This window comes from Kribbella hippodromi (genome assembly GCF_039531045.1).
In the GTDB taxonomy this organism is placed as follows: Bacteria; Actinomycetota; Actinomycetes; order Propionibacteriales; family Kribbellaceae; genus Kribbella; species Kribbella hippodromi.
The window spans coordinates 34,167-58,322 of sequence record NZ_BAAAPH010000037.1 but is presented as its reverse complement, the minus strand read 5'-3'; the positions used below and the strand labels follow the sequence as shown (position 1 = coordinate 58,322).

The following is a 24,156-nucleotide window of genomic DNA, read 5'->3' as shown; positions in this document are numbered from 1 at the left end:
CCCAACCCCCTTCCCTGAGCTCGCCCCCCCCCCCGACTGCCCCGCCCCCGGCTGCTCGGCTCCCGCTTCTCCCGGCACCTGCGGCTTCGCAACCCCCGCCGTCCCCTCACTCCGCGCACCGTCACTGGCCGTCTGGCTCCCACCAGCACCACACCCCACCAACAACAGCCCAACCACAACCGCACCCGCGGCAACCCCACCAATCCGCCCCATCACTTCCAGCCCTTCTCTCGTGGTTACCGCCCTAGGACGACACACACCCCCCACCTGTTGCACCCAACCCCAACAAACCGTGCACAAGAACGGGTAGTCCCCTCACACCCCGCCACCCGCAGCCCCACCCCACGCCCACCCCACCAGAACCACACCCACCACCACCCGTCCTTCGGTCCCAGCCCACGCCCGTCGGCACACACGACCAAACACAGTCACCGCCCCACCCGCCACCAAGCCGCGGAACATCAGGCCGTACGGCAGGCCCCCAGCAACGCGATTGCGCCACCGCACCGCGCAGTTAGCCAACCTGACCGCCAACCGAGCACGCCCGCTCCGGCACCCCCAAGCTGTCCGGCCGGCCCCGCACTGTCCTCAACCAACGCCCGACAATCACCTGCCTCGCTACCAGCTCGCGTGCCGTCCTGCCATACGAGCGAACGCACCCCACCGACCTACCCTGCCAACCAACCACCCCGTGCCCGTCGCCCCTGCACCTGACCACGCCGGCCAGTGCCTCCTTCGCCCACGCACCCGGCCACGCCGGCCGGTGCCCGGCGTCCCCGCACCTGGTCACGCTGGTCAGTGTCCGACCATCACCGTCGTTCGGTACGTGCCCGCGGGTGGTCGCTCCGTATGGTCGTGCCCCGTCGTTCCCGCACCTGGTCACGCTGGCCAGTGCCTGACCATCACCGTCGTTCGGTACGCGCCCCCGGTGGTCGTCCCGTACGACCGGACGCACCTCGCCGACGTGATCGCCGACGAGGGCCGGCGTGATCGTCGGCAGATTGCTGTGCGGCTGAGCGGAGTTTGGCTCCGCGGACTCTGCTCGGGAAGCCACCGACGTCCTCCACCAGTGCGGCCGGTCACCGCACCTTTCGCCGCCTGTCGCCGTAGCCCGGCGACGACATACGCGGGCGCCGGGCGGAACGTGCGTTGACATAGCTCACCGGCACGACCGTTGATCGGCCGCGCCGGTGAGCTGGGACTTGCTATTCGTCAAGAGCGTTGGAGCCGCGCGACCGACTTGGCCTTAGCCGCACCCGCCGCCCGCTTCGTGATGCCCGCCTACTTCTTCGTACCTGAAGCGCGCTTCTTCGCAGCCGCCGCCGTCTTCTTCGCAGCTACTGGCGACTTCTTTGCCGTCGTCTTCTTTGTGACTGCGGCCGTCTTTTTCGCGGCTACCGTTGATTTCTTTGTGGCTGCTGCCGACTTTTTGGCGGTCGGCGTTGATTTCTTTGCGGTCGCCGGAGCCTTCTTTGCCGCCGTTGCCGACTTTTTCGTGGCTGCCGGCGTCTTCTTTGCTGCTGTTGCCGTCTTCTTCGCGGCTACGGTCGTCTTCTTTGCCGCTGTCTTCTTTGTGGCTGCTGCGGCCTTTTTGGCGGTCGGCGCTGGCTTCTTCGCGGTTGCCGGAGCCTTCTTCGCCGCCGTTGCCGACTTCCTCGTGGCTGCCGGCGCCTTCTTTGCTGCCGTTGCCGTCTTCTTTGCGGCTACCGCGGACTTCTTGGCCGTCGCCACCGACTTTTTCGCGGCCGGGGCTGACTTCTTCGTGGCTGCCGGAGCCTTCTTCGTGGCTGTTGCAGTCTTCTTCGCGGCTACCGCAGATTTCTTCGCAGTCGTTGCCGTCTTCTTCGCCGCCACCGCCGGTTTCTTCGCGGGCGCTGTGGCCTTCTTCGCAGTCGTTGCTGGCTTCTTTGCTGTGGCTGCGGCCTTTTTCGCGGCTGCTGTCTGCTTCGTGGCCGGTGCTGGTTTCTTTGCGGCAGCCTTCTTCGCCTGCGCTTGCTTCGCCGGCGCCTCGACCGATGCCTTGGCTGCCGGCGTGGTGGCAGTCTTCCGGGCGCCCGCCCGCTTAGCAGGCGCCGCTTCGGTTTCCGCCGGTACTGCCTGAGCGGTCTTGCGGGTCCGCTTGGCGGGTGTCGTTTCGGCCGACTTGACCTCGGAGGCCGCGTTGTCAGCTTCGGCGGGTGCGGCGGACTTCTTGCCTACGGCTCGCTTCGCCGGCTCAGCGGTCTTCTTGGCTGCAGCTCGCTTGGCGGGCTTCTCGGCCGTGGCTCGCTTTGCAGGTTTCTTGGCAGAAGCCTCGGCGGCCGCTGCTGGAGCGACTTCCGTTGCCGCGGCCGGAGCGGCTTCCGTGGTTGCCGCCGGAGCGGGCTTCGTTACCGGAGCTGGAGTGGCCTCCGCGGCCCGAGCAGCTTCCGCTGCCGGAGTGGCTTCCGCTGCTGGAGCGGCTTCCGCGGGTGTTGTTGGAGTTGCGTTCGCGGAGGTGGCCGGAGTGGCGGACGTGTTCTTGCGAGTCCGGGTGCGCGTCGGCCGTTCGTTCGCGGTCGTCGGCTCCGGAGTTGACGCGTTCGCGGCTGCTTCGGCAATCGGTGCTGTGTTCGTTGCCGCAGTGTCCGTCGTGGGGGTGGTTGAGGCCGCCTGGACGGTTGTGGGCTCAGCAGAGTCCGCGCGCTTGCGGTTGCGATTGCGCTTGCGGGGCTTACGAGACGCCGACTCGGAACCCCCGGCAGTACCAGTAGTACCAGCGGTGCCTGCAGTCCCGGTGGCGTCGGCCGACCCGGTGGTACTGGTGGTGTCGGTTGTTGGGGGGACCTCGGTGTTGGTGGTTACGTCGGCGTGTTCCTCGACCGGCTGGCCGGCGCGGGTGCGCTTGCGGTTTCGGTTCCGCTTGCGGGAACGGCTGGACGATGCGCCCTCGGGACGCCCGTCGCCGGGCCGGTTGCGGTCGCCACCGTGCTCGGTCCGGCTGCGGTCGTCCAGATCCGTACGGCCGTGGTCGTCGCGACCGTGCGTGTCACGGGCACGATCGCCACGCGCGTGCTCGTCACGACGGCGGCCGTCGCGAGTGCGATCACCACGACCGCGCTCAGTACGCCCGTGCTCATCACGAGTACGCTCACTGCGCCCGTGCTCATCGCGCCCGCCACGCGAATCACGATCGCCACGCGCACCATGCGAGTCACGATCGCCACGCGCACCACGGGAGTCGCGGGACCCGCGCGACTCGCGAGCGTCGCGTGCCTCGTTGGGATCGCGGGCGGTGCGGAGCCGGCCCTTGGCGTCGGACGGGATGCCGAGGTCGTGGAACAGCTCCGGCGACGTGGAGTAGATCTCCTGCGGCTCGTCGTACGGGAGGTCGAGCGCCTTGTTGATCACCTTCCACCGGGTCAGGTCCGGCCAGTCGACGAAGGTGACGGCGATGCCGCTCGCCCCGGCGCGGCCGGTACGCCCGATCCGGTGGATGTAGGTCTTCTCGTCCTCGGGGCAGGTGTTGTTGATGACGTGCGTGACGCCACCGACGTCGATGCCACGGGCGGCGACATCGGTACAGACCAGTACGTCGATCTTGTCGCCGCGGAACCGGGTCAGCGCCCGTTCGCGGGCCTGCTGGTTCAGGTCGCCGTGGATCGCGGCCGCCTTGAAGCCGCGGTCCTGCAGGTCGTCGGTCAGCCGGGACGCCTCGCGCTTGGTCCGGCAGAAGATCATCACCCGGCCGCGGTCGTCGGCCTGGAGGATGCGCGCGACCACCTCGGGCTTGTCCAGATCATGCGCCCGATACACGAACTGCGCGGTCGTGGGCACCATCTGGGTGTCCTCGTGCGACTCGGCGCGGATGTTGAGCGGGTGCCGCATGTGCGTACGGGCCAGCCCGATCACCGCAGAGGGCATCGTTGCCGAGAACAACATCGTCTGCCGCAGCTCGGGGGTCTTGCGGAGGATGCGTTCGACATCGGGCAGGAAGCCCAGGTCGAGCATCTCGTCGGCCTCGTCCAGGACGAGCACCTTGATGTGGCTGAGGTCGAGTACGCCGCGGTTGGCCAGGTCGAGCAGGCGCCCGGGCGTACCGACCACGACGTCGACGCCGCTCTTCAGCGCGTCCAGCTGCGGCTCGTACGCGACGCCGCCGTAGATGGTCAGCACGCGCACGGTGCGTACGGTCGACGCGGTGGCGAGGTCCTTGGCGACCTGGATGGTCAGCTCACGGGTCGGGGTGACGACCAGGGCCTGCGGTTTGCCGGGCGCGGCCAGCTCCTCGTAGTCGGCTTCGCCGGGGGAGATGGTGCGCTGCAGCAACGGAATACCGAAGCCGAGCGTCTTGCCGGTACCGGTCCGGGCCTGACCGATCAGGTCGGTACCCATCAGAGCGACGGGGAGCGTCATCTCCTGGATCGGGAACGGTTCGATGATGTTGACGCGGTCGAGTGCGTCACAGATCTCGGGGAGAACCCCGAGCTCTCGGAAGGTGGTCAGGCTGATCGCCTCTCACATGCTTGTGCGGACAGTGTGCTCAGTGGCCGGGCGCCTGGGACCGTGACGGTCCCCTCGTGAGGCGCGGGGACACTGTGCAAGCACCTCGCACCAGCTTGCCCATCTGGGCGCGTCACCGGCGAATCGCCCACCAGTGTAACCGCTCCAGACGTCAAGGCTGCGCGCTGTGGTTTGCGCCACTCGGGCCGGCCGGGTGCCGTGACCGGGAGTGTGGTTCATACCACCCGCGCTCACGGGCAGATAAGGTGCCGGGCATGGAGCAGACGGCCTTTGACGATCCCGCCTACCGGGCCGCGGCGGTGGATTTGCTCGGTGTCCTCGCGTACGGGGAGCTGACCGCCTTCGAGCGGATGGCCGAAGACGCCAAACTGGCGCCGACGCTGGACGACAAGGCGGAGCTGGCGGCGCTGGCGACCACCGAGTTCGGGCACTTCCAGCGGCTCCGGGACCGGCTCGTGCAGCTCGGTGTCGATCCGATGGAAGCGATGCGGCCGTTCGTGACGCCGCTGGACGCGTTCCACGATCACACCGCGCCGTCGGATTGGCTGGAAGGGCTGGTCAAGGCGTACGTGGGTGATGGTCTCGCCAACGACTTCTACCGGGAGATCGCGTCCTTCGTGGATGCGGAGACGCGGGCGCTGGTGATGGATGTGTTCGCGGACTCGGGTCAGGCCGAGTTCGTGGTGGACCGGGTCCGGGCGGCGATCGAGGAGGACCCGAAGCTCGGCGGCCGGCTGGCGCTCTGGGGCCGGCGGCTGGTCGGCGAGGCGCTCAGCCAAGCCCAGCGGATCGCCGCCGACCGTGACTCCCTGACCGCCCTGCTGGCCGGCAGCGTCGACCGCCCCGGCCTGGACCTGGCCGCGATCGGCCGCATGTTCACCCGCCTGACCGAAGCCCACACCGCCCGAATGACCGCCCTAGGCCTCCAAGCCTGACCCCCCGCCGCACAACCCTCCACGTCACCGCACACCCCCCGGCTCGCCGTACAACCGTCCGGTTGGGGGCTGGCCCCTGAGGTGGTGGGTTGTGGTGTCGGCATTCGAGGGGGCAACCCACCAGCTCAGGGGGCAACCCCCGGCGCGCCGTACAACCCGCCGGCTCGCCGTGCAACCCGCCGGTTCGCCGTACAACCCTGCGGGCTCGTCGTACAGCCCTGCGGCTCGTCGTGCGGCCGTCCGGTTGGGGGCTGGCCCCTGAGGTGGTGGGTTGTGGTGTCGGCATTTGAGGGGGCAACCCACCGGCTCAGGGGGCAACCTCGGATGGGTGGGGGTGCGGCAACGGCCGCCCTCCCGGGTGGGGTGGCGGCCGTTGGGGTGGTGCTTGGTTCAGGCGGGTTTGGTTCTGCTGTTGCGGGCGGAGATGATCGCCACGACGATCGCGGCGCAGATGATCTGGATCAGGTACTGGATCCAGTCCGGTCCCGGAGTGTCCTTGACTCCGAGGAGCTTTGCGATCAGACCACCGATGAAGGCGCCGATGCCGCCGCCGAGGATGGTCCAGCCGAGGCTGATGTTCTGCTTGCCGGGGAGCACCAGCCGGGCCAGTGGCCCGAAGATGATGCCCGCGATGAGGCTGACGATGAGCATCCAGACCCAGTACACGGTTCCTCCTTGTGGGGGACGACCAACCTGCGCCGGTCCAGTGCCCCGTGACAAACCAGACCAATCACGGCGCAGGTCTTATCGTCAATCGTCCTCCCACCGAGGCTCCGCGCAACCGGGACACGCAGCACCGTGTCCAGAACGGGATCAGATCGCGCCGAAGCCCACCTTGCGGGCCGACACCTCGCCGATCTCCACGTACGCGAGCCGGTCGGCCGGGATCAGCACCCGGCGGCCCTTCTCGTCGGTCAGCTGGAGCAGGCCGGTCTTCCCGGCGAGCGCCTCGGCGACCAGCTCCTGGACCTCTTCCGGGCTCTGCTCGCTCTCCAGAACCAACTCACGATTGGCGTGCTGCACGCCGATCTTGACCTCCACGAAACCCTCCGGGCACGCTCCGACCGGCGGCTTTCGCCGGTGACGCTTCGAGCCTATCCGCTCCGGTCGCCGAGCCCGCACCCGTCCGCCGAGAGCAGAACCTCTCCGGACGGGATGAGCGCCCGATCAGCGCCGGACAACGACCCGGATCAGCGTCGGAGGCGGACCGGGGCCGGGGCGGATCGACGCCGGATCAGGATCGCTCTCGGGTTAGGTGTCGGTACGTGGGAAGCCGCGGATGCCCCGCCAGGCGAGGGATGCGACCAGGTCCGCGGCGTGTTCTTGGGGCAGTGACGGATTGCCCTCGCCGAGCCAGTAGCGGGCGCTGACCTGCGCCATGCCGACCAGGCTGACGGCCAGCACCATCGACTGCTCGCGGCTCAGCCCGGCGTCCGCGCTGATCACCTCGGACACCGCCTCGGCGCAGGCGTGGGTGACCCGGTCGACCCGCTCGCGTACGGCCGGCTCGTTGGTCAGGTCGGACTCGAACACCAGCCGGAAGGCGCCTTGCGCGTTCGCCACGTAGTCGTAGAACGCGTGCATGGTCGCGGCGACCCGGAGCTTGTTGTCCTCGGTCGACTTGAGCGCCTCCTGCACGGAGGCGACGATCGCCTCGCAGGAGGTGTCCAGCAGCGCCAGGTACAGCTCCAGTTTGCCGGGGAAGTGCTGGTACAGGACCGGCTTCGAGACGCCGGCACGGTCGGCGATGTCGTCCATCGCGGCGGCGTGGTACCCGTTCGCGACGAAGACTTCCTGGGCCGCCTCGAGCAGTTGCGCGCGGCGCGCCAGGCGCGGCAGGCGGCTGCCGCGGCGGGGTGCGGTCTCCGGTGTCGTCGACACGTCGGGCTCCTTCGGTGATGCGCCCGGTGGCCGGCTTCGTCCGTCACCAGGTCGTTCCACGAATCCTACCCAGCAGTCCTCCCGACCAGTAGCTTCCCCACCACCGGATCCGCCGCCGGCTCGTGGCGCGGGCGTTCCAACGTGGTAACGATCACGCCCGCCACGACCGACGAGCCCACCGGGCAGCCCGCGTGCGCCGGGCTTGGGTTAGCGGTAGTCGTCGTCTTCGGGGGTGGGTATTTCGTGGCGTTGTTCCTCGACGTCGGCTGGGTCTGCCTCGGGTGGCAGGGCGGAGTCGGGGTTCTCGGTTCGGTCGTCCACCACGGTCGACGCCTGGCGTTGCTCGAGTGCGTCGGCCTCGGAGGCGTCGGCGGGCAGGTTTTCGTCGCCCGGACCCTCGTAGTCGGTTTCACTGGTCATGCGACTCGCTCTCCTCTCGGACTGCGACGGCTATGACACCTACGACGGTAGCGGTTGCGGATCGTCGTACAGCCCGTCCAGTACGTCGCCGTACGCCTCGATCCGGTCCAGTACGTCGTGGGGCATGAAGCGGAGCTCCTTCGGTGACGTAGCGGACGCCACTTCGTCCCAGTCGATCGGTGTGGACACCCGGGGCTCGTCGGAACCGCGCAGTGAGTACGGGGCGAGCGTGGTCTTCGCGCTGGCGTTCTGGCTCCAGTCGATGAACACCTTGCCCGGCCGGAGCGCCTTGGTCATGTTGGCCGTGACGCTCTCGGGCAGCGCCTCCGCCAGTTGTTCTGCCAGCTGCTTGGCGAACGCACTGGTCAGTTTGGACGAAGCAGGTTCGATCGGTACGTACAGGTGCATGCCCTTGTTGCCGGAGGTCTTCGGCCAGCCCTCCAGCCCGTAGTGGCTCAGTAGCTGCCGCAGCGCCAGTGCGACGTCGCAGCACTCCACAATCGTCGCTCCGGGCCCTGGGTCGAGGTCGAACACGATCAGGTCGGCCTGTGGGTCCTTGCCCTGGTCGGACAGGCCGATCCGCCACTGCGGTACGTGCAGCTCGAGTGCAGCGAGATTGGCCAGCCACACAATCGTCTGTACGTCATCGGCCACCACGAAGTCGGCCTCGTCGCGTCCGGTGGAGCTACCAGGTGTCGGCAGCGTCACAGTACGTACCCAGGTCGGCGTACCGCGCGGAGCGTTCTTCTCGAAGAAGTACGCCGCCTCCGTACCGTCCGGCCAGCGTTTACGGGTCAGCGGCCGGTCACTGAGGTGTGGCAGCAGCAGTGTGGCGACCTGGTGGTAGTAGTCGATCACCTCGGCCTTGGTGAACCCAGTCTGTGGATACAACACCTTGCTGAGGTTGGTCAGCTTCATAGTCTGCCCATCAACCTCAGTAGTCAGCTGCTGCTGCGCTCCCGCCATGTATCCCAGTCTCCACCTGAGAAGAGACCTAACATGGTCACCGTGGATAGTTACGGGCCAGTAACCGGGGACGGGGTGCCGCTGGGGGCACGGGAGTGGCCGGCGCGGCGGGTGCCGGTTGATGGGGTGGAATTGCTTGTCAGGGACGTGCCGGACGCGGCGCCGGATCTGCCGCCTGCACTGTTCGTGCATGGTCTGGGTGGGTCCTCGCTCAACTGGACAGCGCTGGGCCTACTGCTGAACGACACCATCCGCGGCGTGGCACCGGACCTGCCGGGCTTTGGGCGTACGCCGCTGGCCGGGGTGACCGGGATCTCAGAACAGGCTGCCGTACTGGTGGCGTTGCTGGAGCATGAGTTCGACCAACCGGTGCATGTGTTCGGCAACTCGATGGGTGGAGCCGCGTCCGTAGCGCTGGCTGCCCAGCGCCCCGATCTGGTCAAGTCGCTGACGCTCATCTCACCAGCACTGCCACATCCGCGGGTGTCAGCCAGTGCACTCTGGTTCACCGTGCTGGCCACGCCGCGGCTCGGTCCGGCGGTCATGGAGCGTACGCGGCGGCTGCCCTTCGACCAGCGGTTCCAGGCGTCGTTGTCGATGGTCTTCGGCGACCCGCGGTCCCTGGCGCCGGAGGTACGTGCGGCGTACGAGCAGGAACTGCACCGGCGCGACACCGACCCGTGGAGCCAAGAGGCAACGGTCTCCGGCGCCCGGAGCATTCTGCGGTCGTCACTGGCCAGGCCACGGCGGTCGCTCTGGGCGGACGCCGCGAAGGTGGATTGCCCGGTGCTGCTCATCTACGGCGGCCGGGACAAGCTGGTCGACGCGCGGATTCGTACCAAGGCCCAGCGCACTTTCCCGAACGCCCGGCTGCTCTACCTGCCGCAGTCCGGCCACGTCGCGCAGATGGAGCATCCGGACGAGGTGGCACGCGCGTTCCGCCAGTTGATCGAGTCGAATCCGAGCCTGGACTGAGACACGACTGAGCGGCTGATCCGGTCAACTTTCCGCCCGCCTGACGAGTAGTACAGGTGATGTTTGCCGGATGACAATCGAATGAGAGGACCACTGTGCGAGTGCTCGGCAGAACCGCCCGAAGTCTGTCGTTGGGAATGGTCGCACTACTGGGTGTGGGGACACTCACCGCCGCGGCGGCGCCCGAACCGCCACCGCCCGCCGCCGTAAAGGTTGCACAGGGCAACCAATGGGACGTGCGCGCGGTCCAGGGCGGCTACCAGCTGACGCTGCGCCTGGACGCGCCGGCACCGATGCGGGCGTCGCTCCCGCTGCTGGTCGTCGACGGCCGCCCGATGGGCGTGGCGAAGCAGTCCGCGAACCGGAAGACGCTAACGCTGACTACTGCTGATCCGGCCGTCCTGAAGGCGCGCGACGTACGCCTGGTCTGGTCCGGTGACCTGGGACAGCAGACAGCCGGCAAGAGCCGCGGTATCGCGCCCGCGGGACCAACTGACGCGTACTGGTTGAAGGCGCGCAGCGCACCGCTGCTGCCGGCCGACCCCGGTGCGCTTGGCAAGTACAAGGTGGACACCGCCGAGTACAACCTCGGTGACGAGGCGGTCAACCTGCCTGGTCTGGGCCACCGCTCGGAGGTACGCGGCAAGGTGTACTCGCCGCGTGGTGCCGTCGGCCCGCGGCCGCTGGTGATGTTCCTGCACGGCCGCCACGAGGTCTGCTACGGCGAGCCGACGCACCCGTCCGACAACGACAAGCCCTGGCCGTGCCCGGCCGGTATGAAGCCGATCCCGAGCTACCGCGGGTACGACGGTGCCGCGAACGCCCTGGCCAGCAACGGCTACCAGGTGGTGTCGATCAGCGCCAATGCGATCAACGCCTGGGATGCGGACGCGTACGACGCCGGTGCGCAGGCCCGTGCCGAGCTGGTCCTGGATCACCTCGCACTGTGGCGGAAGTGGTCGACAGTCGGTGGCGGACCGTTCGGTACGCGCTTCGTCGGCCGGATCAACTTGCAGAACGTCGGCCTGATGGGCCACTCGCGTGGCGGCGAAGGCGTTGCCCGTGCTGCCGTACTGAACGCGGACCGCGGCGGCCAGTACGGCATCCGCGCGGTACTTCCACTGGCACCGACCGACTTCGCCCGGGCGACCGTACCGGGAGTGGCTATGAGCGTAGTACTGCCCTACTGCGACGGTGACGTGTCCGATCTGCAGGGGCAGATGTTCTACGACGACACCAGGCACTCTGTCGACGGTGACACCGCACCGCGATCCACCGTGACGGTGCTGGGCGCCAACCACAACTTCTTCAACACCGAGTGGACACCAGGGCAGTCTGTGGCACCGTCCAACGACGACTGGGGCGGTGAGGCAAAGGAGGCTCCCTGCGGAGCGAAGTACGCAGGCCGATTGACGGCGAAGCAGCAGCAGGCCGTGGGAACGGCGTACGTCGCCGGCTTCTTCCGGCTGCAGCTGGGCCACGAGAAACAGTTCCTGCCGCAGTTCGACGGTTCTGACCTGCGCGCAGCGTCCGCGGGCAAGGCTGTGGTCCGGGTGGTGTCGCAGGCGCCGCTGGCGTCCCGGCGGGATCTGAACGACTTCGCGAAGCCGCTGCCCGCCGGCGCGGTCAGTGGGAAGGCATCGGCGACCGTCTGTGCTGGTGTGACACCACCGTCCGGGCAGGAGCGGGCGGCCACTCCGACTTGCATGAAGACGGATGACTGGGGCAACGCGCCGCACTGGGGTGCCGCTTGGTTTGCCAGCAAGACACCGACCACTGCAGTCACCAAGCTGGTGTGGACTGGTACGAACGGGGTGGTGCGAGTCGCCGTACCGGCTGGGCAGCGTGATGTACGCCGGTTTGCCGCGCTGACGTTCCGCGCGATGCCGGACCTGGCTGGTACGCCAAAGACCGATCTGACCGTTCGGGTCGTGGACGGGCGCGGGCAGGCGGCCGCCGTACCGGTGTCCGCGGTCAGTGACGCGCTGGTGCGGATGCCGGGCGCCACCGGGATGGGGCTGCCCAAGAACCTGCTGCGGACTGTACAGATCCCGGTGGCGTCCTTGAAGGGCGTCGACCTGAGTGACGTACGCGCCGTGGAGCTCCGGACCGACCGGGTGGCCAGCGGGTCGGTGTTCGTGAGTGATCTGGGGTTCTCGTCGCCTGGGCTGGGGCTGTCGGCTCCGGCGGTGCTGCTGCCGAAGCTGTCCGCGTCGAACGTCAGCGTGAAGGAGGGGGACAAGGGAACCCAGCTGCTGGACTTCTGGGTCACCATGTCGCGTCCGAGCCTCCGTCCGGTCAGCGTGTACGCCGAGTCGAGCGGTGACCTCGGCGAGACCGTCGGGGCGATTGCGCGGCACCTGGTGTTCAAGCCGGGGCAGGTACGGCAGAAGGTGACCGTACCGGTCAAGGGGAACACCCGGGACAGCTACGACCTGAAGTTCAACCTGGTGCTGTCGAATCCGCACAACGGGCTGCTGAACGAGTCCTTCGGCCACGGTCTGGTGGTGGACGACGATCCGACGCCCAAGCTGACCCTCGGCAACCTGAAGACGGTCGAAAAAGCAGGAGTGGTCAACTTCCCGGTCAAGCTGTCCGCGCCGAGCGACAAGTACGTCGGCTTCAGCGGCGTACTGCAGGACGGGACCGCGGTGATCCGGAAGGACTACACCACCGTGGACGACGACGGCACCGGCACGGTGGACCGGAGCGTCACCGGGTACATCGAGCCCGGTCAGACCACGGGTGACTTCGCGGTGAAGATCCTCGACGACAAGATCAAGGAACCGACGGAGACGTTCAGCCTGGTCGTGAAGGAGGTGGACGGCGCGGAACTGAAGCTTCCGCTCACGCTCACCGGCACCATCACCGACAACGACTGAGACGAGCAGACCGGTATGTGGACCAGCGGTGGGGTGGCCGCGGATCTGCGGGAACATGGAGAAGGGACAACTGGTTGAAAACCATCAGACCTGAACCCCGTCTTCCTGAGGAGCCGACAACGTGTCACTGCCACCGCTGGTCGAACCGGCCGACGAGCTGACGATTGACGAGGTGCGGCGGTATTCGCGGCACCTGATCATCCCCGAGGTCGGGATGGCCGGGCAGAAGCGGCTGAAGAACGCCAAGGTGCTGGTGATCGGCGCCGGCGGTCTCGGCAGCCCGGCGCTGCTCTACCTGGCCGCCGCGGGCGTCGGCACGCTCGGCGTGGTCGAGTTCGACACCGTCGACGAGTCCAACCTGCAGCGCCAGGTCATCCACGGTCAGTCCGACGTGGGCAAGTCCAAGGCGCAGTCGGCCAAGGAGTCCATCCTCGAGGTCAACCCGTACACGAACGTCGTCCTGCACGAGACCCGGCTGGACAACGACAACGTGTTCGAGATCTTCGAGCCGTACGACCTGATCGTGGACGGCACCGACAACTTCGCCACCCGCTACCTGGTGAACGACGCCGCGGTGCTGCTGCACAAGCCGTACGTGTGGGGATCGATCTTCCGCTTCGACGGCCAGGTCAGCGTGTTCTGGGCGGACAACGGCCCGTGCTACCGCTGCCTGTACCCGGAGCCCCCGCCGCCGGGCATGGTCCCGTCCTGCGCCGAGGGCGGCGTGCTGGGCGTACTGTGCGCATCCGTCGGTGCGGCCCAGGTCACCGAGGCGATCAAGCTGCTCACCGGGATCGGCGACCCGTCGCTGGGCCGGCTGAACATCTACGAGGCGCTCGACCTCAACTGGCGCGCGCTGAAGGTCCGCAAGGACCCGAACTGCGCCATCTGCGGCGAGAACCCGACGGTCACCGGGCTGATCGACTACGAGAGCTTCTGCGGCGCGCTGACCGAGGAGGCGGCCGACGCCGCCGTCGGCTCGACCATCTCGGTGAAGCAGCTCAGTGAGTGGATCAAGCTGAAGGAGAACGGTGAGAAGGACTTCGTCCTGATCGACGTCCGGGAGCCGAACGAGTACGAGATCAACAAGATCCCCGGCTCGGTGCTGATCCCGAAGGCGGACTTCCAGACCGGCGTCGCGCTGGAGAAGCTGCCGCAGGACAAGCAGCTGGTGTTCCACTGCAAGTCCGGCGTCCGCTCCGCGGAGGTGCTGGCGATCGCCAAGGGCGCGGGCTTCTCCGACGCGGTGCATGTCGGTGGCGGTGTCGTGGCGTGGGTCGACCAGATCGACCCCAGCCAGCCGTCGTACTGAGTCCTAGAACGGCATCCGGCAGGTAGCGACCGCCTCAGTGGCGGCGGGGTCACCCGTCACCACTGGGGCGTCGTCACGTCCGGACAGGGTCCGCATGTACGCCACCGCGTCCACAGAGGCGCGACCTACCGGCTCATCCCTCCCGAGCTGGTAGATCGCACCTCCCGGTCCGGTGAGTTCCAGTTCGACGGCCGGGCGGTCACCCCAGTACGGGCCGTCGATCACGTCGTACATCACTTGTGCGACGAGATCAACGGCGTACGGCCCCGCGTCGAACGGGCGCTGCAGTGCCTGGCAGACGTCATCGCGATGCATCCACAGGTCCCGCGCCAGCAGGATGTCCTGGATGTAGCCGAGGCTCAGCCGGACGTCGTCGAAACCCTCCATGCTCAGCGACACCCGCCGGAACAGCTCCGGGTTCTTGGAGATCTTGCGCGTCGCCTTCGCCCACACCTGGTCGAACAGCACGCGCAGCTCGGCCGGTGGCGTACCGCGGTGCTCATCGGCCTGGACCATCATGTGCGCGTCGATCCGGACCACCTCCGGATACACCCGCTTCGCCTTCCGGTACCGGCGCGGGAACGACAGCATCCGGTTCACGTCCTCCGCCTGCCCGATCAGGTGGCCGGCGATGTCCGCGACGTCCCACTCGTCGCACACCGTACGGCGCGTCCACTCGTCCCCCTCGATCGACGCGAGCAGCGTGTGCCATGCCGCAAGCTCACTGTCCCGGTGCATCCGGCACTGTGCCCGATCGGCCCGCCCGATCCGCTCCGCGAGTACTGCAGTCATCTCTTCCCCCTGGTTGGCGCGTAGTGCTGGTGGAACATGTCAAGGACGGTCGGGAGCATCCGGATGAAGCGTCCGTCCTCGAATGACGCGTCCGGCTCGTTTGCCATCTGCTGCGAGAGCAGCCCGGCCGTCAGCGAGGTGTACAGCGCAATGCCTTCGTCGCTGGCCGCGTCCGGATGCAGATAGCCCGCCTCCGCTGTCATCAGTAGGTGCTCGCGGAGGTCCTGCAGCGTCTCCTGCGCCGGCGCGTACGCGGCTGGGCTCGGCTCGAAGCCGGGAATGGTCCGCCAGAACAGCAGCTGTGCATAGACCGGGTTGGCCAGGCACCACCTGCAGAACGCGGTAGCGGCGACCAGGTTGAGCTCCAGCAGGTCCTCGGTCGTCGCGGTCGCCAGCGCCGTCCGGTACGCGTCGCGCTGCAACTCACTGCCGCGCTGGAACAGCGCGTCGTAGATCGCCATCTTCGACGGGAAGTACTGGTACAGCGACGGCGGTTGCAGTCCGAGCCGCCGGGCCACCGCGGACAGGCTCAGCGCCGCCACTCCCTCGGCCTCCATCAGCTCGATGGCGACGTCGAGGATCTCCCCGATCGTCTCCTGACGGCGGCGCGTACGGCGGTCCGGCGCGGTGCTCATGCTTTGAGGAAAACCTAATGCCATTAGGTAAGTCAATACCTCGTAGTTTTCAGATCTTGTCCCCGGCGGCACGTACTGTCGAGACATGTGCCGAAACATCACTGTGCTGCGCGGGCTGGAGCCGTCCGCGACCACTGAGGAGATCCACGCCGCCGCCTTGCAGTACGTGCGCAAGGTGACCGGGGTCGGTTCGCTGAGCGCGACCACCCGCGGCCCGATCGAGCGCGCCGCCGCCGAGGTCGCCAAGATCACCGAGCAGTTGCTGGCCGAGATGCCGGCCCGCCGCACCCCACCGCAGACCGTGCCGCCGCTACGCCGTCCGGAGGTCCGCGCCCGCCTGGGTCTGGACTGAGCCTCCGCCGCGCTGCCCGGGCGAGCGGTAGTGTTCGGCAGGCGGGGAATCGGTGACATCGAGGAGGCGCGGGATGCGGTTCGCGATCAAGACCAGGCCGGAGCACACCACCTGGCAGCAGCTGCGGGACGTGTGGGTCGCGGCGGACCAGTTCGAGATCTTCGAGTCGGCCTGGCACTGGGACCACTTCTACCCGCTCACCGGCGACATGCAGGGTCCGAACCTGGAGGCCTGGACGACGCTGGGCGCGCTCGCCCAGGCGACCTCGCGGATCCGGCTCGGCTGCCAGGTGACCGGGATGATCTACCGGCATCCGGCCGTGCTGGCGAACATGGCGGCGACCACCGACATCATCAGCAACGGCCGCCTCGAGCTCGGGATCGGCGCAGGCTGGAACGAGATGGAGACTGCCGCGTACGGCATCGACCTGTACCCGTTGAAGGAGCGGTTCGACCGGTTCGACGAGGGTACGCAGGCGATCATCGCGCTGCTCACCGAGAAGGTCGCGAACTTCGACGGCAAGTACATCAAGCTCACCGACGCGTACTGCAACCCGAAGGCGGTGCAGACGCCGCATCCGCCGATCACCATCGGCGGCAAGGGGCCGAAGCGTACGCTCCGCGCGGTCGCCAAATGGGCTCAGCAGTGGAACGTCATCGTCGCGAACCCGGACGAGTGGAAGCCGCTCAAGGACGTGCTGGTCCAGCGGTGTGAAGAGGTCGGTCGCGACGTCAGCGAGATCACCTGTTCGGTGAACGTCCGGATCGATCCGGACAGTCCGCTCGACAAGGCGGTCGCGGCAGCCGCGGCGTACGGTGAGGCGGGCGTGGACCTGGTCGTGATGAACCTCCCGCTCGACGCGCCACCGTCCGTACTGGAACCACTCGCGAAGGCGCTGGCCCCGCTCGCTTAAATTGTCCTTGTGGATCGGGAAGAGTACGTCGAGGCGGTGCTGCAGGCCGTGGAGTCGATCCCGGAGGGCAGTGTCGCGACGTACGGGGACATCGCCGAGTACGTAGGACAGGGTGGTCCGCGGCAGGTCGGCGCGATCATGCGCGAGTACGGCGCGGCCGTCACCTGGTGGCGAGTGATCCGCGCGTCCGGCGTACCCGCTGACGAGGTCGGCGACGAACAACTGGAACTGCTCAGAGCCGACGGCGTCCGAATCACCAACGGCCGGGTAAACCTCCGCACCACCCGCTGGAACCCCACCCACTGACACCCACCCCACTACGCACACCTCCTCGCGGTGGAGCGGCTGTCCGCCGCGATGCACCCCCGTGCCGGGCAGCTGGGCGCCGCCTCGCCTCCACCCCATCCGTCGCAACCACTGACGAGCGGCCGCGCAACACATCTCCTCGCCGTAGGGCAGTTGTTCGGGTGGAGCAGCTCGCCGGCTGCGGCAGCGTGTTGTGGTGCACAGCCGGTTGTCGTGGTGTTGCCGGGGGTGCTTGGAATGCCTTGTTTTGTGTCCGTTTTTCGGTGATCCGGGGGTTGGGCGGGGTGGCCCGCGTGGATTGTCGGTGGGGTCTGCTGGGATAGGGCGATGGTCAGCAGACAGGGCTCCCGATACCGCTTGGTCCGGGCAGCAGGGCGCAGTGCGGAAGCCCCTGTCCTGGATGCTGATCAGCAGGCCGTCGTCGATCATCCCGGCGGCCCGCTGCTTGTCCTGGCCGGGCCGGGAACGGGTAAGACGACGACCTTGGTGGAGGCCGTCGTCGACCGCGTCCGGAATCGCGGCCTGAGCCCGGACGAGGTGCTCGTGCTGACGTTCGGGCGCAAGGCGGCGACCGAGCTCCGCGACCGCATCACCGGCCGGCTCGGGCGGACGACCCGGGTGATGCCGTCGATGACCTTTCATTCCTTCTGTTACGCACTACTGCGCCGCTTCACTCCAGCCGACGCGTTCGACGTACCACTCCGGCTGCCGTCCGGCCCCGAGCAGTCGTTGCGGTTGAGCGAGGCACTGTCGGGCAGCCGTGAGGTCGGTGCGGTGCGCTGGCCGAGCAGTCTGCATCCCGCGCTGAAGACGCGTGGCTTCACCGACGAGGTGCAGGCGGTGATCGGCAAGGCGCGCCAGCTCGGGCTGGACCCGGAGGATCTGTCCGCGATCGGGCGCTCGGCGGAGCGCGCCGAGTGGGTGGCGGTCGGCGACTTCTTCGAGGAGTACCTGCAGGTTCTCGACGCCGAGCAGGTGCTGGACTACTCGGAGCTGATCCACCGCGCGGTGATCCTCGCCCAGCAGCCGCAGGTGCAGGACAAGCTGCGCGCCGAGTTCAAAGCGGTGTTCGTCGACGAGTACCAGGACACCGATCCAGGACAGACCAAACTGCTCCAGGCGATCGCCGGCGACGGGCGCGATCTGGTCGTCGTCGGCGACCCGGATCAGGCGATCTACACGTTCCGCGGCGCGGACGTCCGCGGCCTGCTGCGCTTCACCGAAGAGTTCCCGGCGCGCGGCGGTGGCGAGGCAGCGCAGATCGCCTTGGGTACGACCCGCCGCTTCGGCTCCACCTTGCAACGCGTATCCCGCAACGTCGTGAACCGCCTCGGCGTACCGGGCACGCTCGACCGCGACACCTTCGACCGCTTCCGCAACCCGGACGCTTCGAGCTGCGTGTACGGTCCCGGGAAGGTCGAAGCGAACCTGTACTCGACGAGCGGCGCCGAGCTCGAACACATCGCCGATCTGCTCCGCCGCGCACACGTCCAGGACGGCATCGGCTGGCACGAGATGGCCGTGCTGGTCCGTTCCGGCAGCCGATCGATCCCGCCGCTGCGCCGCGCACTGGCCGCGGCCGGCATTCCGGTGGATGTCGCGGGCGACGAGTTGCCCCTGTCGCGGGAGCCGGCCGTACGCCCGATGTTGCTGGCGTTGCGCGCGGTGGCTGACCCGGAAACGTTGACGGTCGACGTCGTACGTGCATTGGCGTTGTCTCCGTTGGGCGCCATGGACGCGGGGCAGTTGCGCCGGCTCGCGCGCGTGCTGCGACGACGAGATCGGGACGCGGCGGGCGGTCAGCGGCTGCCCCGGTCGTCGGACGAGCTGCTGCGCGAAGCCTTGCTGAATCCGTTGCTCCTTGACGAGGAGGCGTCGCCGGCCGAGGCACGGTTCGCGGCGCTCGGCGAGCGGTTGCTCAAGGCAAGGAACATCGTGACCGCGGGCGCGGCGCCGGACGAGGTGATGTGGTCGCTCTGGGCGGAGTCGCCGTGGTTGCGGCGGTTGCGCGGCCAGGCGCACTCCGGCGGCGAGCCGGCCCGCGCCGCGAACCGGGATCTCGACTCGTTGTGCGCACTGTTCGACGCGGCCGGGCGGGCTGAGGAACAGGTCGGTTTCAAGGGTGTGTCGGCGTTCCTGGCGGAGCTGGAGTCGCTGGACATCGCGGCGGACAACCGCTTCGACGGCACGTACCGGGAGGCCGGCGTGCAGCTGATGACCGCGCACCGGTCGAAGGGCCTGCAATGGCGGCTCGTCGTGGTGGCGTCGGTCCAAGAAGGCCAATGGCCGGACCTGCGGCGCCGCGGCTCGCTGCTGGAGCCGGACCGATTGGGTACGGATGGGCTGATCGATCCGCTGTCGGCCGGCGCCCTGCTGGCGGAGGAGAGACGGCTGTTCTACGTCGCGATCACCCGCGCGCGTGAGCGGTTGATCGTGACGGCGGTGCAGGCGCCCGAAGCCGATGGCGACCAACCGTCCCGATTCCTTGCTGAGCTGGACATTCCGTTAAAACTGGTCGCCGGAAGACCGCGACGCCCGTTGTCGCTGCCCGGCCTGGTCGCGGACCTCCGCTGCGTACTGGCGGATCCGGCTTCGTCGCCGGCCTTGAAGCGGGTGGCGGCGGATCGGCTGGCTGCGCTGGCGGACGCGGTCGATGATCGTGAGCAGGCCTTGGTGCCGACGGCTGATCCGTCGCGCTGGTGGGGTGTGCGGGAGCGTACTCAGTCGGTGCGGCCGATCGCGGACCCGGAGCTGCCGGTGCCCTTGTCCGGGAGTGCGCTGACGACGATCGTGGACTGTCCGTTGCGGTGGTTCCTGACCCGGCGGGCCGGCGGCGAGACCCCGAGTACGTCGGCGATCGGCTTCGGGATGGTGCTGCACACACTGGCCGACGCGGTCGCGACCGGGACCCTGCCGCCGTCGGTCGACGAGCTGAACGGCTGGCTGGACAAGGTATGGACGCAGCTGGAATTCGAGTCGGCGTGGATTTCGGACCGGGAGCGCGGCGAGGCGGAGCAGGCGTTGCGCCGGTTCATCGCCTGGCACCAAGGCCGGCCGGACCGGAAGCTCGTCGGCAGCGAGGTCGACTTCGACGTGTTGCTTCCCGATGAGGAGAATCCCGCGGTCCGGGTGAAGGGCCGGATGGACCGGGTCGAGCAGGACCCGGAGGGGACGATCCGGGTCGTCGACCTGAAGACCGGGCGGAACATCCCGACCAAGCCGGCGCTGGCGCGGCACGTTCAGCTCGCGATCTATCAACGCGCGATCAACTCCCGCCAGCTGAAGAAGCTCGGCGAAGACGCGACCGCGGGTGGTGCGGAGCTGGTTCAGCTTCGGCACGACGACAACGGGGGTTTCCCGAAGGTCCAGCACCAAGGCCCGCCGGAGACCGACGAGGACGGCCGCACCTGGCTGGACGACGCCGTCGACGAGGCAGAAGCCATGATCCGGACCGAGAACCTCACCGCCCAGCGCAACGACGGCTGCAGCCGGTGTGAAGCGCGCGCCCTTTGTCCCATTCAGCCCGAAGGCCGGGAGATCGTCTGATGCCTGCCGTACAGCTACGGACGACGGCCGACCTGTGTGACCTGCTCGGTATTCCGTTCAGTGACCAGCAGTTGGCCGCCATCACCGCGCCGCTCGCGCCGGGCGTGATCGTCGCGGGCGCCGGGTCGGGGAAGACGACCGCGATGGCGGCGCGGGTGGTCTGGCTGATCTGCACCGGGCAGGTGAAACCGGAAGAGGTACTCGGGCTGACCTTCACGAAGAAGGCCGCGAACGAGCTGGACGTGCGGATCCGGGAGGATCTGACCAAGGCCGGCGTGCTCGGATCGACGTTGCCTCCGGACCAGAACCCGATCCTCGCCGCGCACCTGCGCAGCAACGTCCCGAACTGGGAGCCGGAAGAACCAGGCGAGCCGGTCGTGTCTACGTACCACGCGTTCGCCGGCACGTTGATCGCCGAACACGGACTGCGCCTCGGGCTCGAGCCGGACTCGCGGGTCCTTGCCGACGCGACCCGGTTCCAGCTGGCCGGCCGGGTGGTGCGACGATCCGCCGGGCCGATCCGGTTCGCGTCACACCACGTTCCGACGCTGGTGAACAGTCTGCTCTCGCTCGACGGCGAGCTCGCGGATCATCTGCTCCGGCCGGACGAGATCCGGGAGCACGATGACGCCGTACGCCAAGAGGTCGCGGCGGCGCGCAAACAGACGGTTGAGGTACGCAAGCTCGCCGAGACCGCGTTGAAGCGGGGCGAGATCCTGCAGCTGGTCGAGGAGTACCAGGCGTACAAGGGTGAGCGTGGGGTGGTCGACTTCGCTGATCAGATGGCGCTTGGGGCGCGGCTCGCGGAGGAGTGTCCTGAGGTCGCGGGCGTGGAGCGAGCGCGGTACAAGGTCGTGCTGCTCGATGAGTACCAGGACACGTCGGTGTCGCAGCGGCGGATGCTGACCGCGCTGTTCGCGGGGCCGGACGTAGCGCACGGGCGCGGGCATCCGGTCACCGCGGTCGGTGATCCGTGTCAGGCGATCTACGGCTGGCGCGGCGCCTCGGTCGCGAACCTGGACGAGTTCCCGGAGCATTTTCCGCAGGCGGACGGGCGGCCGGCGCAGCGGTACGTACTGAGTGTGAACCGTCGCTGCGGCAGCCGAATCCTGGCTGCGGCGAACCAGCACGCCGCCGAGTTGTACGAGCAGCATCCCGGCGTGATTCCGCTGGAGGCGCCGGAGAACGCGCCCGAGGGTGCGATCACGGTCGGGTTGTTCGAGACGCGGTCGCAGGAGATCGAGTGGATCGCCGATGCCATCGTCGCCGCCCATCGCACCCGGAACCGCCGATGGAAGGACATCGGCATCCTGATGCGTACGAACGTCGACCTCAGCGCGGTGCACGAAGCGCTGATCGCGCGCAAGGTGCCGGTCGAGGTTGTCGGGCTGGGCGGTCTGCTTGCGCTGCCGGAAGTCGTCGACGTGGTCGCGACGCTGCAGGCCGTCAACGATCTGACCGCGAACGCGGCGATGCTGCGAATCCTCACCGGCCCGCGGTACCGGATCGGCCACCGGGATCTCGCGCTGCTGGCGAACCGGGCCCGGCTGCTCGCCGATGCCGGCGCACGGCCGGCCGCCGACGACCTGGTTGCCGCGCTGGACGCGGCCGTCGCGGGGATGGATTCGACCGAGGTCATCTCACTTGCCGAAGCCGTCGACGACCCGGGGCCGGGGGAGTACGCGCCGGAGGCACTCGTCCGGTTCAAGGAACTGTCGGTGGAGCTGCGGGAGTTGCGCGGGCATGCCGGGGAGCCGCTGCTCGACCTGGTCCGGCGCGTGATCAGCACGATCGGGCTGGATGTCGAGCTGACCGCGACACCGGATCATGTCGAGGCCGGGCGGCGGGATCATCTCGCCGCGTTCCTCGATGCCGTGGGCAACTTTGTGTCGACCGAGTCCGATGGTTCGCTGGACGGGTTGCTGGCGTACCTGGCGGCCGAGGAGGAGTACGCGGCCGGTCTGGATCTTGCGGTGCCGAGTGAGGCGGATTCGGTGAAGCTGCTGACCACGCACCGGTCGAAGGGCCTGGAATGGCCGGTTGTTTTTGTACCGACGCTGGTTTCGAAGGTGTTTCCGTCCGATCGCGGGCGGGACAAGTGGACGACCAACGCGAAGGTGCTGCCGTGGCCGCTGCGCGGTGACGCGGACACCTTGCCGGACATCCACGACCTGACGAACGCCGGGCTGAAGGCGTTCGCGGACGAATGCAAGGACGTGAACGCGCTGGAGGAGCGACGGCTCGGGTATGTCGCGTTCACCCGGGCGAAGGACTTGCTGGTCGCGACCGGGCATTGGTGGGGTCCGACCCAGAAGCGCCCGCGCGGCCCGTCGGCGTACTTGGAGACGTTGAAGAAACATGCCGGCGAGCGGGTCATCGAGTGGGCCGAGCAACCGGAGCTGACCGCGGAGAACCCGGAGCTCGCGGAGCAGACGCAGGCGCCGTGGCCGACGCCGTACGACGTCGAGTCTTATCAGCGCCGGTTGGAGTCGGCCGCGTTGGTGCAGCAGGCGCGGGCCGAGGGGCCGTCGGTCGAGGCGGAGGATTCGCTACTGCTGGACGAGCAGGCGACGGTCGCGCGATGGGACTCGGAGTTGGAGCGATTGTTGTCCGAGGCAAGAGAAAGCCGGAGCCGGAAGGCGTACGAGGTGGCGCTGCCGGCCGCACTGTCCGCGACTCAGGTGATGCGATTGGCGAAGGACCCGGACGGACTGGCTGCCGAGCTGGCCCGGCCGATGCCGCGCAAACCCAACCGGGCGGCGCGATTCGGGACGCGGTTCCATGCGTGGGTGGAGAGCTATTTCGGTCAGCAGCTGTTGCTCGACCCCGATGATCTCCCCGGTGCCGCGGACGAGGACATCGTCGACGACCGGGACCTGACCGAGTTGATGGACGCTTTCCGGGACGGTCCGTTCGGCGAAACCACACCGTACGAGATCGAGGCTCCGTTCGCGCTGTCCCTCGCCGGGCGGGTGATCCGCGGGCGCATCGACGCCGTGTACCAGGTCGTCCGCCCCGACGGCTCCCGCGGCTACGACGTGATCGACTGGAAAACCACCCGCGGCGAAACCGCCGACCCCCTCCAGCTGGCCATCTACCGAGTCGCCTGGTCAGAACTCATGAACATCCCCCTCACCAACATCACCGCCGCCTTCTACTACGTCCGCACCGGCGAAATCACCCGCCCCCCAAACCTCCCCGACAAACCCCAACTAACCCAACTACTCAACGGCTGAGCACCCCGGGAACCACCCGCACCGGAAACGGAACCCGCGCCTCGAACGCTTCATCGCCGGTTACAACCGCCCGCTCGACATACCGGCGATCCTCCAACTCGTACACAGTGAGCCGTTCCGCCTCCGGATCAAGCACCCAGAACGCCGGCACCCCAGCCCGCTCGTACAGCACCGGCTTCAGCACCTGGTCGACCGTACGAGTAGTCGGCGACACCACCTCCACCGCCAGCACCACCGCATCAACCCACCGCGTGGTGCTCTCGTGCTCAGGAAGCACCAGCAAGTCAGGCACCAACGCCAACCGCTCATGAGCCCGAAACTCCAACGGCCCCGGCAGTACCTCGAGATGGTCCGGACAAGCGGACACCAGTTGATACATCAGTTTGCCGAAGGCCCGCTGGTGGGTCTCCGACGACATGTAGGTGACCAGCAGAACCCCATCGACGAGTTCGTACCGCGGGCCGTCGTCCGGCGCAGCGTCGAGGTCGGCGGTCGTGAATTCACCTGGTTGAATCGGTCTCAT

At 68.1% G+C, this 24,156-nt stretch carries 18 protein-coding genes; 9 read left to right on the top strand and 9 right to left on the bottom strand.

Features of this window, described 5'->3' with window-relative positions; genetic code table 11:
- Positions 1–1,281 precede the first annotated feature (1,281 nt).
- Positions 1,282–4,374, bottom strand: coding sequence for a DEAD/DEAH box helicase (locus tag ABD260_RS36085; protein ID WP_344241242.1), 3,093 nt, complete (start codon positions 4,372–4,374; stop codon positions 1,282–1,284).
- A gap of 362 nt (positions 4,375–4,736) precedes the next feature.
- Here ABD260_RS36085 and ABD260_RS36080 point away from each other — a divergent pair, with 362 nt between their 5' ends.
- Positions 4,737–5,417 carry a ferritin-like fold-containing protein gene (locus tag ABD260_RS36080; RefSeq protein ID WP_344241240.1) on the top strand — a complete coding sequence of 227 codons (681 nt, stop codon included), beginning with the start codon at positions 4,737–4,739 and terminating at the stop codon, positions 5,415–5,417.
- A 390-nt stretch (positions 5,418–5,807) separates the two neighbouring features.
- On the opposite strand, the gene ABD260_RS36075 is transcribed toward ABD260_RS36080, so the two are convergent.
- From ABD260_RS36075 to ligD, 5 genes are all read right to left on the bottom strand, one after another.
- Positions 5,808–6,083 carry a GlsB/YeaQ/YmgE family stress response membrane protein gene (locus ABD260_RS36075; protein WP_344241238.1) on the bottom strand — a complete coding sequence of 92 codons (276 nt, stop codon included), beginning with the start codon at positions 6,081–6,083 and terminating at the stop codon, positions 5,808–5,810.
- A 147-nt stretch (positions 6,084–6,230) separates the two neighbouring features.
- Entirely contained in the window at positions 6,231–6,458 is a 228-nt protein-coding gene (locus tag ABD260_RS36070) for a DUF3107 domain-containing protein (protein ID WP_184841807.1), read from the bottom strand.
- Positions 6,459–6,668: 210 nt separating this feature from the next.
- Positions 6,669–7,298 carry a TetR/AcrR family transcriptional regulator gene (locus tag ABD260_RS36065; RefSeq protein WP_344241237.1) on the bottom strand — a complete coding sequence of 210 codons (630 nt, stop codon included), beginning with the start codon at positions 7,296–7,298 and terminating at the stop codon, positions 6,669–6,671.
- Between the two features lie 207 nt (positions 7,299–7,505).
- Positions 7,506–7,718, bottom strand: coding sequence for a hypothetical protein (locus ABD260_RS36060; protein ID WP_344241236.1), 213 nt, complete (start codon positions 7,716–7,718; stop codon positions 7,506–7,508).
- A 39-nt stretch (positions 7,719–7,757) separates the two neighbouring features.
- Positions 7,758–8,684: a non-homologous end-joining DNA ligase gene (gene ligD / locus ABD260_RS36055; protein WP_344241234.1), complete on the bottom strand. Its 927-nt coding sequence runs from the start codon at positions 8,682–8,684 to the stop codon at positions 7,758–7,760.
- A gap of 42 nt (positions 8,685–8,726) precedes the next feature.
- Here ligD and ABD260_RS36050 point away from each other — a divergent pair, with 42 nt between their 5' ends.
- The 3 genes from ABD260_RS36050 to moeZ all read left to right on the top strand — a co-directional run bounded on the left by ABD260_RS36050 (position 8,727) and on the right by moeZ (position 13,853).
- Positions 8,727–9,659, top strand: coding sequence for an alpha/beta fold hydrolase (locus ABD260_RS36050; RefSeq protein WP_344241232.1), 933 nt, complete (start codon positions 8,727–8,729; stop codon positions 9,657–9,659).
- Between the two features lie 155 nt (positions 9,660–9,814).
- On the top strand, positions 9,815–12,541 hold the full coding sequence (locus ABD260_RS36045; RefSeq protein ID WP_344241230.1) for a Calx-beta domain-containing protein: 2,727 nt from the start codon (positions 9,815–9,817) through the stop codon (positions 12,539–12,541).
- 121 nt (positions 12,542–12,662) lie between these two features.
- Positions 12,663–13,853, top strand: a complete 1,191-nt coding sequence (gene moeZ, locus ABD260_RS36040; protein WP_344241228.1) for an adenylyltransferase/sulfurtransferase MoeZ — start codon at positions 12,663–12,665, stop codon at positions 13,851–13,853.
- Positions 13,854–13,856: 3 nt separating this feature from the next.
- Here the strand turns inward: moeZ and ABD260_RS36035 are convergent, their stop codons facing one another.
- Both ABD260_RS36035 and ABD260_RS36030 read right to left on the bottom strand, forming a co-directional pair.
- Positions 13,857–14,645, bottom strand: a complete 789-nt coding sequence (locus ABD260_RS36035) for a maleylpyruvate isomerase family mycothiol-dependent enzyme (RefSeq protein WP_344241226.1) — start codon at positions 14,643–14,645, stop codon at positions 13,857–13,859.
- On the bottom strand, positions 14,642–15,280 hold the full coding sequence (locus tag ABD260_RS36030) for a TetR/AcrR family transcriptional regulator (RefSeq protein ID WP_344241224.1): 639 nt from the start codon (positions 15,278–15,280) through the stop codon (positions 14,642–14,644). The genes ABD260_RS36035 and ABD260_RS36030 overlap by 4 nt, the downstream gene beginning before the upstream one ends.
- Positions 15,281–15,365: 85 nt before the next feature.
- On the opposite strand from ABD260_RS36030, the gene ABD260_RS36025 reads away from it, so the two are divergent.
- The 5 genes from ABD260_RS36025 (at position 15,366) to ABD260_RS36005 (ending at position 23,633) form a co-directional block, all read left to right on the top strand.
- The gene (locus ABD260_RS36025) at positions 15,366–15,632 is read left to right on the top strand and encodes a DUF2277 domain-containing protein (protein WP_184841823.1); all 267 of its coding nucleotides are present in this window, start codon (positions 15,366–15,368) and stop codon (positions 15,630–15,632) included.
- Between the two features lie 73 nt (positions 15,633–15,705).
- The gene (locus tag ABD260_RS36020; RefSeq protein WP_344241221.1) at positions 15,706–16,545 is read left to right on the top strand and encodes a TIGR03560 family F420-dependent LLM class oxidoreductase; all 840 of its coding nucleotides are present in this window, start codon (positions 15,706–15,708) and stop codon (positions 16,543–16,545) included.
- Between the two features lie 9 nt (positions 16,546–16,554).
- Positions 16,555–16,851 (top strand): MGMT family protein, encoded by a 297-nt coding sequence (locus ABD260_RS36015; protein ID WP_344241219.1) that lies wholly within the window; start codon positions 16,555–16,557, stop codon positions 16,849–16,851.
- 327 nt (positions 16,852–17,178) lie between these two features.
- Positions 17,179–20,397, top strand: a complete 3,219-nt coding sequence (locus ABD260_RS36010; protein ID WP_344241217.1) for an ATP-dependent helicase — start codon at positions 17,179–17,181, stop codon at positions 20,395–20,397.
- Positions 20,397–23,633 carry an ATP-dependent helicase gene (locus tag ABD260_RS36005; RefSeq protein WP_344241215.1) on the top strand — a complete coding sequence of 1,079 codons (3,237 nt, stop codon included), beginning with the start codon at positions 20,397–20,399 and terminating at the stop codon, positions 23,631–23,633. Before ABD260_RS36010 ends, ABD260_RS36005 begins: the two co-directional genes overlap by 1 nt.
- Here ABD260_RS36005 and ABD260_RS36000 read toward each other — a convergent pair.
- On the bottom strand, positions 23,623–24,156 hold the full coding sequence (locus ABD260_RS36000) for a Uma2 family endonuclease (protein WP_344241213.1): 534 nt from the start codon (positions 24,154–24,156) through the stop codon (positions 23,623–23,625). The two genes, ABD260_RS36005 and ABD260_RS36000, sit on opposite strands and share 11 nt — an antisense overlap.

Coding starts and splice junctions, on each gene's coding strand:
- ABD260_RS36030 (WP_344241224.1), bottom strand. CDS start 15,280: ATGAGCACCGCGCCGGACCGCCGTACGCGCCGCCGTCAGGAGACGATC.
- ABD260_RS36060 (WP_344241236.1), bottom strand. CDS start 7,718: ATGACCAGTGAAACCGACTACGAGGGTCCGGGCGACGAAAACCTGCCC.
- ABD260_RS36000 (WP_344241213.1), bottom strand. CDS start 24,156: ATGAGACCGATTCAACCAGGTGAATTCACGACCGCCGACCTCGACGCT.
- ABD260_RS36025 (WP_184841823.1), top strand. CDS start 15,366: ATGTGCCGAAACATCACTGTGCTGCGCGGGCTGGAGCCGTCCGCGACC.
- ABD260_RS36010 (WP_344241217.1), top strand. CDS start 17,179: ATGGTCAGCAGACAGGGCTCCCGATACCGCTTGGTCCGGGCAGCAGGG.
- ABD260_RS36035 (WP_344241226.1), bottom strand. CDS start 14,645: ATGACTGCAGTACTCGCGGAGCGGATCGGGCGGGCCGATCGGGCACAG.
- ABD260_RS36085 (WP_344241242.1), bottom strand. CDS start 4,374: ATGACGCTCCCCGTCGCTCTGATGGGTACCGACCTGATCGGTCAGGCC.
- ABD260_RS36020 (WP_344241221.1), top strand. CDS start 15,706: ATGCGGTTCGCGATCAAGACCAGGCCGGAGCACACCACCTGGCAGCAG.
- ABD260_RS36005 (WP_344241215.1), top strand. CDS start 20,397: ATGCCTGCCGTACAGCTACGGACGACGGCCGACCTGTGTGACCTGCTC.
- ligD (WP_344241234.1), bottom strand. CDS start 8,684: ATGGCGGGAGCGCAGCAGCAGCTGACTACTGAGGTTGATGGGCAGACT.
- ABD260_RS36080 (WP_344241240.1), top strand. CDS start 4,737: ATGGAGCAGACGGCCTTTGACGATCCCGCCTACCGGGCCGCGGCGGTG.